Source organism: Agromyces sp. G08B096 (genome assembly GCF_040267705.1).
Taxonomy (GTDB): Bacteria; Actinomycetota; Actinomycetes; order Actinomycetales; family Microbacteriaceae; genus Agromyces.
The window spans coordinates 2,015,045-2,027,865 of sequence record NZ_CP158374.1; the positions used below are offsets into that span (position 1 = coordinate 2,015,045).

Sequence of the window (12,821 nt, forward strand, 5' to 3'; positions counted from 1 at the left end):
ACGCGAAGCACGGACTTGTCCTCAGGGTGAGTGACACTGCTGCCGTCGGGTTCCGTTCCGAGCGAGGGCCGGTGCTCATCGCCCTGATGCTGACGACGGGGCTCATCGCCATCGACGCGACCATCCTCGCGACGGCGGTGCCGTCGGTCGTGGGCGACCTGGGCGAGTTCGACCAGTTCCCGTGGCTCTTCTCCGTGTACCTGCTCGCGCAGGCCGTGTCGGTGCCGATCTACTCCAAGCTCGCCGACACCTTCGGCCGGAAGCCGATCGTGCTCATCGGCGTCGGCCTGTTCCTGCTCGGCTCGATCCTCTGCGCGGTCGCCTGGAACATGGGCGCGCTCATCCTCTTCCGGGTGATCCAAGGACTCGGCGCCGGGGCGGCCGCACCCATGACGATGACGATCGTCGGCGACCTCTACACGGTCGCCGAGCGGGCGAAGGTGCAGGGCTACATCGCGAGTGTCTGGGCGATCTCCTCGGTCGTGGGCCCGGCCCTCGGCGGCGTGTTCTCGCAGTTCACGTCGTGGCGCTGGATCTTCCTCGTGAACATCCCGCTGTGCCTCATCGCCGGCTGGGCGCTCCTGCGCTTCTACCATGAGGCCGTCGAACGGCGCCGTCACCGCATCGACTACGCCGGCGCGGCCCTGCTCACCGTCGGGCTCACGGCGATCATCCTGGGCCTCCTCGAGGGCGGCAACGCGTGGGCGTGGTCGTCGATCCAGAGCATCGGATGCTTCGCCGTCGGCGCCATCGCCCTCGTCGCGTTCGCGCTCGTCGAGCGGCGCGCGGCCGAGCCGGTGCTCGACCTGGCGATCTTCCGGCGTCGGCTGATCTCGTCGACGACACTCGTGTCGCTCGGCATCGGGGCGCTGCTCACGGGCGTGACGAGCTTCGTGCCGAGCTACCTCGAGACCTCGATCGGCGTGGTACCCCTGCTGAGCGGCCTCGCCGTCGCGGCACTCACGCTCGGCTGGCCGCTCTCGGCTTCCCTGTCGGGCCGACTGTATCTTCGCATCGGGTTCCGGGCGACGGTCGTACTCGGCGCGGTCATCGCCCTCGTCGGCTCGATCGCCTTGGCGGTCATCGCACCGTTCCCGAGCCCGTGGCTGGTGGCCGCCGTGGCCTTCGTCATGGGTTTCGGCCTCGGCTGGACGGCGGCGCCGAGCCTCATCGCGGCACAGGCCTCGGTCGATTGGAGTGAGCGGGGCGTCGTCACCGGCACCAACGCGTTCGCGAGGTCGGCCGGCTCCGCGCTCGGCGTCGCGGTGTTCGGCTCGATCGCGAACAACGTCATCGCGTCGAACGGCGGCGTGGCGAACGCGACCACGATCATCCCCGCCTCCGCGGCGGTGTTCATCGCGACGGCCGTGATCGCGCTGCTCATGCTGGCTGCCGCGGCGTGGATGCCTCGCGACCGCGTCATCTCCGCCGAGGAACGTGCCGAACCGGCGGCTGACGCGGTCTGAGGCGCGACGCCGCGAACCTCACGCCGTGTAGGCGCCGAGATGGGTCCGGACGCTCGCGAGGAACGCCTTGGGGTCGTCCGCCCAGAGCCGCACCCGGGTGACCTCGTGCACGCCGCCCTTCGGGGCGCGCCCGGGCAGCTCGACCCGGATCGGGCGCTCGAGCTCGATCTCGATGTTCGTCTCGTTCTGCATGCGCAGGCTCAGCGTCGCCCCGTCATCGGTCTCGGTGACCCGCGGCGTCTTCGGCTCGTCGACGCGGCGAGCGGGGGCGACCGAGGCGACGTCGGCCCAGCTGAGCGGCACGTCGATCTCGAGCCCCTCGCGCGCCTGGATGCCGTCGGGACCGACGGTGTGCGGCCGCATCAGGAACGCGCCGAGGAAACCGATCATCCACGTCAGCCCCCAGATGCCGAGCACCAGGAACCCGATGCGCACCGCCGGCCACTGGTGCACGATCAGGTCGATGATGGGAATCTCGACCGCCGAGAGCACGATGAAGATGATGAGGACGGTGAGCACCGGGCGGTGGTATGAGAAGCCGGCGCCGCCCGCCGGGATCGCGGGGCGCCGCGTGATCAGGCGGCCGATGCTGGCGTAGATGCGCAGTTCGAGGCGGAGGGCGCGGGTCGCGAACCCCCGCACGCGCGACCACACGGATGCCTCGCCGCGAGCGGGCTGCACGCCGGTGCTCATGAGGCCGTCCGCTCCGTGTTGCCGCCCGCCGCACGTCGCGCTTCGTCTTCGGCGATCAGCTCCGCGAGCCGGACGGCGATGGCGTCGAGCCCCCGCTCGAACCCGGCGCGGTCGCTCGGTGCGACGGCCTCGATGAGCGTCGAGGAGAGCTCGGCGTGGTCGCGCTGCATGCCGGCCATGACGTCGGCGGCGCGCTCGGTCAGTTCCACGATCGTCGCCCGCCGGTCGGTGGGGTGCGGCGTGCGCCGGACGTACCCGGCCTCCTCCAGCGCGTCGACGAGGCCGGTGATGTTGCGCGCGCTCACCTCGAGCGCACCCGCGAGCGCCTGCTGGGTCGAGGGGCCGGTCGCCGCGAGGACCCACAGCACCCGCGTGCGCGCGGGCGTGAGCGGGGTGCCGTCGAACGCGCGCGCCATGTCCTTCTGGAACAGCTCGCTGATGAGAAGGAGGCGATCGAGGACGGTCGGGGTCATATCGTGAGTTTACTACATCGTTACCTATATACACCACCTATCGACCTTCGAGCAGCCGTCGGCCGCCCGGGCTAGCGTGGGGTCATGGCCGACGACGTGACCGACGACACTCCTGCCCTCCGCATCGTCCCTGCAGCCGACGCCCCGTTCACCGACGTCGAACAGGTCTTCGGCACGAAGGGCGACGCCGCCCACTGCTGGTGCCAGTGGTTCATGATCGAGGCTCGCGACTGGCGGGCGGTCGGCGACGAGGGCCTCCGTCAGCGGCTCGAGGGGCAGCTCGCCGAGCCCGGGCCCGGTCGCGGGCTCCTCGCCTACGACGGCGACGAGCCGGTGGGCTGGTGCGCGGTCGAGCCGCGCCGCGATCTGCCGAGGCTCCGCCGGAGCCGCGCCGTGGTCTCAGGCACCACCCATCCCGATTTCGACGACGAGACGGTCTGGGCGGTCTCCTGCTTCGTCATCCCGCGCGCACATCGGGGCCGCGGCATCGGCCGGGCCCTCGCCCGCGCCGCGATCGGCTTCGCGCGCGAGCACGGCGCGACGACGCTCGAGGCGTACGCCGTCGACCCGTCGGCGAGGTCGAAGCCCTCGGCCGAGGAGCTGTTCCACGGCACCGTCTCGATGTTCGCGGACGCCGGATTCGCCGAGGTCGCCCGCACGACGACGAGCCGCGTCGTCATGGAGCATCGACTCGCGGGTCGCGCGTAGCGACCGCCAGGCGGCGTTCAGTACCGCCGCTCGTACCGTCGCGGCAGCACCCGCTCGGGCGGAGCGCCGGTGGCCGCGGGGAACTCGCACTCGAACCATCCCTCGTACCCGAAGAGGAACCCGAACGCGCGATTGCGGACCTCGAGCCGCACCCTGAACACACCGGCATCCTCGTCGAATCGCTCGCGCAGATCGGCGTAGCCCGACGCGAACATGGGGAACCCGAAGTCGACCCACCCCTCGCGGAACCGCTGGGCACCCGAGCGAAGGTGCAGCGACCCGTCGGACTCGACGTCGAGGTCGAGATCGACCGCGAGATGCTGGTGGGTCCCGAGATAGTCCACGACCCGTTGCGCTACCGGATCGAACACCATGGTCGCGTCGAATCGGCTCGCCCTCGCCGCCCCGGTGACGCGGTACTCGCGGACGAACGTCACGGTCTCGCGCGCGTACGGATCGAGGTAGGCGTGGTTCTCGATGGTGAACGGCACATCCGTGCCGACATCGGCGACGAGGATGTTCCGGATCCGTCCGATCTGGAGGAACGGCACCGTCCACCAGGGCCCGCGGCGGATGCTCGTCATCACTCCGCGGCCGATGCAGGCGTAGCCCGCGTCGAGGGAGACGCCGAACCGGCGTTGCAGCATGGGGTGCAGCTGCTCGAACCGGTCGCCCAGCGCCCGGCGGAACACCGCTCCCACGGTCGCCGCCTCCGGCCCCATCACGGCGCCTCCAGGCGGGCGAGCGTCGCCGGCTCCTCGGCGAACGCCCCGCGCGCGGGCGGTGTGGTCCGGCAGCGGGGGGCCCGCGGTCGCTCCGGCCGCCACACCGCGAGCACGGATGCCACGCCCCAGTCCTCGGGCGGAATCCCCTGTTCGGCCCAGATCCGGAGCCGGTCGAAGCTCCACGCCGTCATCCACGCCACGACCGGCCGCAGCAGCGCGTCGACGAGTCGACCGAACCACGGCCGGTACGTGAACCCGGTGATGAAGCGAACGCCGTCCGGCTCGGGCACATACCGCCAGTATCCCCGGCCGGCACGCAGCGGCGACCAGGGGTCGTCCGTGTCGAAGCGGAGCGCCGAGGTCCGACTGCCGTCGGGCCGACTGCGCTCGCCGACGGTGGTGCCGGTTCCCCGGATCGTGTGCGGCCCGAGGGAGCGCTCATACCGGAACCGGGTGCCGCCGCCGGCGAGCTCGTGTTCGGGCACGATGCGGGAGAACCGCAGGTCCCACCGCACGTGCTCGTCGGGGTCTTGCGTGAGCCGCCACAGCAGGTCGACGTCGCAGCGGATGAACGCTTCGACGTAGATGCCGTCGCGGCCCCGGCTCACTTCCGCTGGCGCCGCTCGCGCACGCGCATGTTCAGCACGATGGGGCTGCCCTCGAAGCCGTAGATCTCGCGCAGTCGCCGCTGGATGAACCGGCGGTACCCGGGGTCGAGGAACCCGGTCGTGAACAGCACGAAGGTCGGCGGCCGGGTGGCCGCCTGCGTGCCGAACAGGATGCGAGGCTGCTTGCCGCCGCGCACAGGGTGCGGGTGCTCCTGGGTGAGCTCGGTGAGGAACGCGTTGAATTTGCCCGTCGGAATGCGCGTGTCCCACGAGGCGAGCGCCGTCTCGAGGGCGGGCACGAGTTTCTCGAGGTGCCGCCCGGTGCGGGCGGAGATGTTCACTCGCGGCGCCCACGCGACGTGGTGCAGGTCCTGCTCGATCTCCCGCTCGAGGTAGCGACGGCGGTCGTCGTCGAGGAGGTCCCACTTGTTGTAGGCGATGACCAGCGCACGACCCGATTCGAGCACGAGGTCGATGATCCGCACGTCCTGCTCGGAGATCGGCTGGGTCACGTCGATGATGACGACGGCGACCTCGGCCTTCTCGAGAGCGGCCTGGGTGCGCAGCGTCGCGTAGAAGTCGGCGCCCTGCTGCAGGTGCACGCGGCGTCGGATGCCGGCGGTGTCGACGAACCGCCAGATCTTCCCGCCGAGCTCGATCTGCTCGTCGACGGGGTCGCGTGTGGTGCCGGCGAGCTCGTTGACGACGACGCGCTCCTCGCCGGCGGCCTTGTTGAGCAGGCTCGACTTGCCGACGTTCGGGCGGCCGAGGATGGCGACGCGGCGGGGCCCGCCGACCTCCTGCTTGGCGACGGCCGAGATCTCGGGCAGCACCTTGAAGACCTCGTCGAGGAGGTCGGCGACGCCGCGGCCGTGCAGCGCGGAGACGGGGTACGGCTCGCCGAGGCCGAGGTTCCACAGAGCGGCCGCCTCGGGCTCCTGGCGTGCGTCGTCGACCTTGTTGGCCACGACGAATACGGGCTTCTTCGTCTTGCGGAGCAGCCGCACGACGTGCTCGTCGGTCGAGGTCGCGCCGACGGTCGCGTCGACGACGAACAGCACCACGTCGGACAGGTCGATCGCGACCTCCGCCTGCGCGGCGACGGACGCGTCGATGCCCTTCGCGTCGGGCTCCCAGCCGCCGGTGTCGACGAGGGTGAACCGGCGGTCGAGCCACTCCCCCTTGTACGAGACCCGGTCGCGGGTGACGCCCGGAGTGTCCTCGACGACCGCTTCACGGCGACCGAGGATGCGGTTCACGAGCGCGGACTTGCCGACGTTCGGACGGCCCACGATCGCGATCACCGGCAGCGCCGGCAGGTACCGGATGCCCTCCTCGCCCTCTTCGGAGAGCTCGAGCAGGTCGAGGTCCTCCTCATCGAGGTCGTACTCGTCGAGGCCGCTGCGGAGCGCGGCGGCGCGCTGCTCGGCGAGCTCCTCGTCGACGCCGGCAAGTCGCTCGGCGAGGTCGTCCTCGTGGGCGTCGAACTCGTCGTCGCGGTCGGTCATGGTGTCTCCCTCAGGTCTGCTGGGCGTCACCCGCGGCCGTGGCCGCGCGATCGCCCCGGTCTATTCAACCAGCGACCGGCTGGGAGTCTCGGATGACGCGGATGACGGCGGCCACCGTGGCGTCGAAGTCGAGCTCGGTGGAGTCGACCGTGGTGACCCCGTCGGCGGCGGTCATGAAGTCGACGACCTTCGAGTCGGCCCGGTCGCGGGCCCGCAGCTGCTCGCCCGTGACGGACGCGTCGACGCCGACGAGCTCGGCCGCACGGCGCGACATCCGCACCTCTTCACTCGCGGTGAGCAGGATCCGCACGGGCGCGTCGGGGGCGACCACCGTGGTGATGTCGCGGCCCTCGACGACGATGCCGCCGCGGAGCTCCGCGGCGATGATGCCGCGGAACAGCTCGATCAGCCGCTGTCGCACCGCGGGGACGCGCGCGACCCGGCTGACGATGGCCGAGATCCCCGGCTCGCGGATCGCGTCGGTGACGTCGGTCTGGCCGACGTGCACGCGGTACCCGTCGGGGTCGGTGCCGATGCGGTAGTCGAAGCTGTCGAGGCTCGCGACGACGGATGCCTCGTCGTCGGGGTCGACGCCGGACGCTTCCGCGTGCCAGGCGAGCGCCCGGTAGGCCGCACCGGTGTCGAGGAAGCCCCAGCCGAGCTCGCGCGCGACGGCTTTCGACACGCTCGACTTGCCGCTGCCGGCCGGGCCGTCCACGGCCACGACGAAGGGGAACACCACGTCCATCTCGTTCATCCTGCGATCCGCCAGCCGCGTTCGGCCAGCTCGTTCGTGAGTCGGTCGGCCGCCTCGGGCAGCACCTGGATCTCGGCGAGGCCGACCTGCCGGCCCGGCGAGTGCTCGAGCCGGAGGTCCTCCAGGTTCACGCCGATCTCGCCGATCTCGGCGAGGAGGCGTGCGAGCTGCCCCGGCCGGTCGTCGACCATGACGATGACCGTCGTGAAGCGCTTGTCGGTGCCGTGCTTGCCCGGCAGCCGTTCGACGCCGGTGTTGCCGCCGGCGAGCTCCTCCGCCACCCGGCGGCGGGCGCCTGGCGCCGTGGGGTCGGCGAGGGCGGCGATGAAACGGTCGAGGTCGTCGCGGTACGCGATGAGGATGTCGCGCACGGACGCCGCGTTCGCCCCGAGGATCTGCACCCAGAGGTCGGGGTCGCTCGCGGCGATGCGGGTGACGTCGCGCACGCCCTGCCCGGCGAGGCCGAGGGCGGCGTGCGGCGCGTCGATGAAGCGGCGCGCCATGAGGCTGGCGACCACCTGCGGGACGTGGGAGATGAGCGCGACGCCCCGGTCGTGCTCGTCGGGGGTCATCTCGACGAGCACGGCGCCGAGGTCGAGGATCAGATCGTCGATCGCGCTCGCCCGGCGGTAGCTGATCTCGTCGTGGGCGGCGACCACCCACGGCCGGCCGGCGAACAGGTCGGCACGCGCGGCGAGGGGTCCCCCGCGTTCCCGGCCGGCGAGCGGGTGGGAGCCGATGTACCGGCCCACGTCGGCGCCCGTCGAGACGAGCTCGGCGAGGATGCCGGCCTTGACGCTCGCGACGTCGGTGACGATCGCCTCCGGGAAGGCGGCGAGCTCCTCCGCGACGACGCGGGCGGTGACGTCGGGCGGCACCGCGACGACGATGAGCTCCGGCGCATCGCCCGGCAGCGCCGCCCGGCCGGCGCCGAGGTCGACCGCGATCGCGACGTGCGTCGGCGAGGCGTCGGCGAGGATGACGTCGATGCCGCGCGAGCGGAGGCCGAGGGCCACGCTCGTGCCGAGCAGTCCGGCCCCGACGACGCGCACCGTACCGGTGAGACGCGACTCGACCACGTCAGCGCCCCTCCTTCCGGCCGGCTTCGGCGGCACGGGAGATCGTGAGCAGCTGGCCGCGTTCGATCTTAGTCAGCTCGCGGAGCTCACCCGATCGGAGGGTTCCGAGGTGCAGCGGCCCGAACTGGCGCCGGACGAGCTCGACCACGGGATGCCCCACCGCGTCGAGCATGCGCCGCACGATGCGGTTCCGGCCCGAGTGGAGGGTCACCTCGACGAGGCTGTGCGAGGCATCCCCCTTCGCCTGGAGCAGGCGCCCGCGATCGATCGCGATGGGCCCGTCCTCGAGCTCGATGCCCTGCTTGAGCCGTTGCAGCGTCTGCGGGGTCATCCGGCCCTGCACCTTGGCGATGTAGGTCTTCTCGACGCCGAACGACGGATGTGCGAGCACGTGGGCGAGCTCGCCGTCGTTGGTGAGCAGCAGCAGCCCGCTCGTCTCCGCGTCGAGGCGGCCGACGTTGTACACGCGCTCCTCGAGGCTCGAGGTGAACCGCCGGAGGTCGGGACGGCCCTGCTCGTCGCGCATCGTGGACACCACGCCGGTGGGCTTGTTCAGCATGTAGTACCGCTTCGCGGTGTCGAGCTGCACCGCGACGCCGTCGACCGACACCCGGTCGGTCTCGGGGTCGACGCGGGAGCCGAGCTCGGTCACGATCCGCCCGTTCACCTCGATGCGGCCCTCGACGATGTACTGCTCCACGACGCGGCGCGACGCCACGCCGGCCGCCGCGAGCACCTTCTGCAGGCGTTCACCGCCCGTCGGCTTCTCCTCAGACCCGGTCACGATCGAATCCCTCCTGGCCGTCGTCGAGCAGCGGCGAGATCGGCGGCAGCTCGTCGATGGAGTTGATGCCGAGATTGGTGAGGAGCAGGTCCGTCGTGCCGTACAGGATCGCGCCGGTCTCGGGATCGGTGTCGACCTCGGTGACGAGTCCGCGGCCGAGGAGCGTGCGCACCACCGAGTCGACGTTCACCGCCCGGATGGAGGCGACCTGCGACCTCGAAATGGGCTGCTTGTAGGCGATCACCGCCAGGGTCTCGAGGGCGGCCTGCGAGAGCTTCGTCGAGGTCTGCGTCAGCACGAAGTCGGCCACGAGCTGGTCGTACTCGGCGCGCACGTAGAAACGCCAGCCGCCGCCCACCTCGCGCAGCTCGAATCCGCGACGGATGCCTCGTGCCTCGGGCTCGTCGGCCGCCTCGTCGGTGCGCGGCTCGCCGGAGGCGCCGTCGCCGTCGTAGTCGCGGACGAGCCGCGCGATCGCCGCCTTCACCTCCGCCACCGGGCGCGCCACGGCCGCGGCGAGGGCGACGACGCCGACCGGCTCGTCGGAGACGAAGAGGATCGCCTCGATCGCGCGGTCGAGGTCGAGTCGGGGCTGGCCCGGCACGTCGAGCGGCGTCGCGACCGAGAGCTCGGGCGTTTCGGGCTGCGCGGCATCCGTCTCGGGGACGCCCGTCTCGGGCGCCTGCGTCTCGGGCGCGTCCGTCTCATTCGTCGTCATAGTCGGCTCCCAGGCTGTCGAGTCGATCATCGGTCCAGTGCTCGGCCGCCCATCGCAGGGTGAGCTCGCCGAGCGGTTCGAGCTGCTCGAATCCGATCGCGGCGTGGCGGTACAGCTCGAGCACGGCGAGGAATCGGGCGACGACCACGCCCTGCTGCTCGACACCCGCGATGAGCTGGCGGAAGGTCACAGGATCGCCGCGCCGGAGCACGGCCACGACCTGCGCCGCCTGCTCGCGGATCGAGACGAGCGGCGCGTGGAGGTGGTCGAGGCCGACGACCGGGAGCTCCTTCGGTGTGAACGCGAGCGTGGCGAGGGCGGCGAAGTCGTCGGCGGTGAGCGTCCAGCGCAGCTCGGGCGCCCGCTGCCGGAACCGCTCCTCGAGCCGAACCGTCCGCGGGTGCCGCAGCGCCTCCGCCTCGAGGTGGCCGGCGAACCAGCGCGAGGCCTCCTTGAACGCCCGGTACTGCAGCAGCCGGGCGAAGAGCAGGTCGCGTGCCTCGAGCAGGGCGACGTCCTCGGCGTCGACGAGCTCGCCCTGCGGCAGCAGGCCGGCGACCTTCAGGTCGAGGAGGGTGGCCGCGACGACGAGGAACTCCGACGCCTGGTCGAGTTCCTCCTCGGAGTCGAGGCCGCGCAGGTAGGAGATGAACTCGTCGGTGACCTTCGACAGCGACACCTCGGTGATGTCGAGCTCGTGCTTCGCGATGAGCGAGAGCAGCAGGTCGAACGGGCCCTCGAAGTTCGACAGCGCGACGCGGAACCCCGGCTCGGATGCCCCGTCCGGGGCCTCCCCCACGACCTGCCCGACCGGGTCGGCGTCAGGCGACCGCGCCACGGAAGACCAGCTCCCTGGCGAGCTGCCGGTACGCCTTCGACGCTTGGTGCTCGGGGGCGAACTCGGTGATGGGGGTGGCCGCGACGGTGGCGTCGGGGAACTTGACGGTGCGGGTGATGACGGTCTCGAGCACCTCGTCGCCGAACGCCTCGACGACGCGCTCGAGCACCTCGCGCGAGTGCAGCGTGCGCGCGTCGTACATGGTCGCGAGGATGCCGTCGAGGGTGATCGCGGGGTTCAGGCGGTCGCGCACCTTGTCGATCGTCTCGATGAGCAGCGCGACCCCGCGGAGGGCGAAGTACTCGCACTCGAGCGGGATGATCACGCCGTGGCTCGCCGTCAGCGCGTTGACGGTGAGCAGGCCGAGCGAGGGCTGGCAGTCGATGAGGATGACGTCGTAGTCGGGCGCGACGCGGCGCAGCACGCTGGCGAGGATCTGCTCGCGGGCGACCTCGGTCACCAGGTGCACCTCGGCGGCCGAGAGATCGATGTTCGCGGGGATGACGTCGAGGCCGTCGACGCTCGTGTGCTGGATCGCGTCGGCGGGGTCGTGCTGGCGCGACAGGAGGAGATCGTAGATCGTAAGCGTCTCGTGAGTGTCGACGCCGAGTCCGGCCGAGAGCGCACCCTGCGGGTCGAAGTCGATCGCGAGGACGCGGCGGCCGGCCTCGGCGAGGGCCGCGCCCAGGTTGATGGTCGTCGTCGTCTTGCCGACGCCGCCCTTCTGGTTGCAGAGCGCGATGATACGGGCGGGCCCGTGCGAGGCGAGCGGCGCCGGGTCGGGGAACTCGCGGAACGGCCGACCGGTGGGACCGAGCTCCTGGTCAGGCGACGCCGTGACGCTCGTGGAGCCCTGGGTGTGGTCGGTCACGTGCGATTCATCTCCTTCGGGCGGCGTGCTCGCTCGATTCTAGCGAGCACGCGGGTGCGCCTGCGTGTACATCTCCCGGAGTGTATCGGCAGTGACGAGCGTGTAGATCTGCGTGGTCGCCACCGAGGCGTGGCCGAGCAGCTCCTGCACGACGCGCACGTCGGCGCCGCCCTCGAGCAGATGGGTCGCGAACGAGTGGCGCAGCGTGTGCGGTGAGATGGATGCCTCGATCCCGGCGCGCTCCGCCGCCTGCCTGATCGCCTCCCATGCCGCCTGGCGGCTCAGCCGCCCGCCGCGGACCCCGAGGAACAGCGCCGGTGTCGCCCGGCCCCGGCTCGAGAGCAGCGGGCGCGCCCGTACGAGGTACGCGTCGATGGCCGCGCGCGCGTAGCTGCCCACGGGGACGATCCGCTGCTTGCCGCCCTTGCCGAAGAGCCGGACCACCTCATCGTCCACGAGGTCGTCGACGTTCAGACCGACCGCCTCCGACACCCGCGCGCCGGTCGCGTAGAGCAGTTCGAGCAGGGCCTTGTCCCGCAGCCGGTCGGGTGCTTCGCCGTCGGTCGCGGCGAGCAGCGCCTCGACTGAGGCGACGGGGATCGCCTTCGGCAGTCGCTTGGGCAGTTTGGGCGGAGCGACCTCGCGCGCGACATCCGTCTCCACGACGCCCTCCTCCAACAGGAAGCGGTGCAGTCCTCTGACGGCGGACAGGACGCGCGCCACCGACGCGGTCGCAAGCGGCGGCTGGCGTTCGGCGACGAGGAACCGGGTGAAGTCGCCGAGGTCGCGTTCGGTCACAGCGGCAGGCCCGGGGATGCCGCGCTCCCGCAGGAAGTCGCGGTACAGCCCGAGGTCGCGCGTGTACGACGCGACTGTGTTCCGCGCGAGCCCGCGCTCGACCGCGAGATGCCGCAGATAGTCGTCGATCACTCGGTCGGTCATCGCCGCCCGATCGATCAGCCGACCCGCCCGCGGACCCGCGGCCGACCAGGCCAGGGCGCATCGGCCGGGCCGAGCGTCGCCCACCCGCGTGCGCGCGCGGCGTGGGCGGCGAGCACGGCCACCTGCAGCGGCGCGTTCGCGACCTGCCGCGCGAGCACCGCGTCGACCGCCTCGTCGAGCGGCACCCATCGCATCAGCATGTCCGCCTCCTCGTCCTCGCGGGCGAACGCCTCGGGCGCGGCACGCAGGCCCCGCGCGAGGTAGATCCGGATCGACTCGTCGCTGCCGCCCGGCGAGGTGAACACGTCGGTGAGCAGCGCCCACTCGTCGGCGACGAGGTCGGCCTCCTCCGCGAGCTCGCGCTTGGCCGCATCGAGCGGATCCTCGCCCTCCACGTCGAGCAGTCCGGCCGGGATCTCCCAGTCACGGAACCCGATCGGATGCCGGTACTGCCGGATGAGGAAGACCCGGTCGTCCGCGTCGAGGGCGAGGACGCCCACCGCGCCCGAGTGGTCGACGTAGTCGCGGGTGATGCGCCCCTCGCCGTACTCGACGACGTCGCGGCGGATGTCCCATACCCGGCCCTCGAAGACGCGCTCGCTCGAGACGATGCGCGGCTCGAACGGCTCGTCGACGAGGTCGGCGATCATC

The 12,821-nt window shown here is 71.6% G+C and carries 15 protein-coding genes; 2 read left to right on the forward strand and 13 right to left on the reverse strand.

Features of this window, described 5'->3' with window-relative positions; translation table 11 throughout:
- The first annotated feature begins 26 nt into the window (after window positions 1-26).
- On the forward strand, window positions 27-1,466 hold the full coding sequence (locus ABIQ69_RS09760) for an MFS transporter (protein WP_350346931.1): 1,440 nt from the start codon (window positions 27-29) through the stop codon (window positions 1,464-1,466).
- A gap of 18 nt (window positions 1,467-1,484) precedes the next feature.
- On the opposite strand, the gene ABIQ69_RS09765 is transcribed toward ABIQ69_RS09760, so the two are convergent.
- Both ABIQ69_RS09765 and ABIQ69_RS09770 read right to left on the reverse strand, forming a co-directional pair.
- The gene (locus tag ABIQ69_RS09765) at window positions 1,485-2,159 is read right to left on the reverse strand and encodes a hypothetical protein (RefSeq protein ID WP_350346932.1); all 675 of its coding nucleotides are present in this window, start codon (window positions 2,157-2,159) and stop codon (window positions 1,485-1,487) included.
- A complete protein-coding gene (locus ABIQ69_RS09770; protein ID WP_350346933.1) occupies window positions 2,156-2,632 on the reverse strand; it encodes a MarR family transcriptional regulator in 477 nt (158 codons plus the stop codon). Before ABIQ69_RS09770 ends, ABIQ69_RS09765 begins: the two co-directional genes overlap by 4 nt.
- 84 nt (window positions 2,633-2,716) lie before the next feature.
- Here ABIQ69_RS09770 and ABIQ69_RS09775 point away from each other — a divergent pair, with 84 nt between their 5' ends.
- On the forward strand, window positions 2,717-3,340 hold the full coding sequence (locus tag ABIQ69_RS09775; RefSeq protein WP_350346934.1) for a GNAT family N-acetyltransferase: 624 nt from the start codon (window positions 2,717-2,719) through the stop codon (window positions 3,338-3,340).
- Between the two features lie 17 nt (window positions 3,341-3,357).
- Here ABIQ69_RS09775 and ABIQ69_RS09780 read toward each other — a convergent pair whose 3' ends face one another.
- The 11 genes from ABIQ69_RS09780 to ABIQ69_RS09830 form a co-directional block, all read right to left on the reverse strand.
- Window positions 3,358-4,041 carry a DUF4166 domain-containing protein gene (locus ABIQ69_RS09780; RefSeq protein WP_350346935.1) on the reverse strand — a complete coding sequence of 228 codons (684 nt, stop codon included), beginning with the start codon at window positions 4,039-4,041 and terminating at the stop codon, window positions 3,358-3,360.
- Window positions 4,042-4,061: 20 nt separating this feature from the next.
- On the reverse strand, window positions 4,062-4,673 hold the full coding sequence (locus tag ABIQ69_RS09785; protein ID WP_350346936.1) for an SRPBCC family protein: 612 nt from the start codon (window positions 4,671-4,673) through the stop codon (window positions 4,062-4,064).
- Window positions 4,670-6,181 carry a ribosome biogenesis GTPase Der gene (gene der / locus ABIQ69_RS09790; RefSeq protein WP_350346937.1) on the reverse strand — a complete coding sequence of 504 codons (1,512 nt, stop codon included), beginning with the start codon at window positions 6,179-6,181 and terminating at the stop codon, window positions 4,670-4,672. Before der ends, ABIQ69_RS09785 begins: the two co-directional genes overlap by 4 nt.
- Before the next feature lie 64 nt (window positions 6,182-6,245).
- Complete coding sequence (cmk, locus tag ABIQ69_RS09795) at window positions 6,246-6,938, reverse strand: (d)CMP kinase (protein ID WP_350346938.1); 693 nt, start codon at window positions 6,936-6,938, stop codon at window positions 6,246-6,248.
- Window positions 6,935-8,017: a prephenate dehydrogenase gene (locus tag ABIQ69_RS09800; protein ID WP_350346939.1), complete on the reverse strand. Its 1,083-nt coding sequence runs from the start codon at window positions 8,015-8,017 to the stop codon at window positions 6,935-6,937. Before ABIQ69_RS09800 ends, cmk begins: the two co-directional genes overlap by 4 nt.
- A gap of 1 nt (window position 8,018) precedes the next feature.
- On the reverse strand, window positions 8,019-8,801 hold the full coding sequence (locus tag ABIQ69_RS09805; protein ID WP_350346940.1) for a pseudouridine synthase: 783 nt from the start codon (window positions 8,799-8,801) through the stop codon (window positions 8,019-8,021).
- On the reverse strand, window positions 8,788-9,519 hold the full coding sequence (gene scpB / locus ABIQ69_RS09810; RefSeq protein WP_350346941.1) for an SMC-Scp complex subunit ScpB: 732 nt from the start codon (window positions 9,517-9,519) through the stop codon (window positions 8,788-8,790). The genes ABIQ69_RS09805 and scpB overlap by 14 nt, the downstream gene beginning before the upstream one ends.
- Entirely contained in the window at window positions 9,506-10,318 is an 813-nt protein-coding gene (locus tag ABIQ69_RS09815; RefSeq protein ID WP_350350000.1) for a ScpA family protein, read from the reverse strand. The genes scpB and ABIQ69_RS09815 overlap by 14 nt, the downstream gene beginning before the upstream one ends.
- A 22-nt stretch (window positions 10,319-10,340) precedes the next feature.
- The gene (locus ABIQ69_RS09820; protein ID WP_350346942.1) at window positions 10,341-11,228 is read right to left on the reverse strand and encodes a ParA family protein; all 888 of its coding nucleotides are present in this window, start codon (window positions 11,226-11,228) and stop codon (window positions 10,341-10,343) included.
- Between the two features lie 39 nt (window positions 11,229-11,267).
- Window positions 11,268-12,170, reverse strand: a complete 903-nt coding sequence (xerD, locus tag ABIQ69_RS09825; protein ID WP_350346943.1) for a site-specific tyrosine recombinase XerD — start codon at window positions 12,168-12,170, stop codon at window positions 11,268-11,270.
- 14 nt (window positions 12,171-12,184) lie between these two features.
- Complete coding sequence (locus tag ABIQ69_RS09830; protein ID WP_350346944.1) at window positions 12,185-12,820, reverse strand: NUDIX hydrolase; 636 nt, start codon at window positions 12,818-12,820, stop codon at window positions 12,185-12,187.
- Window position 12,821 lies beyond the last annotated feature (1 nt).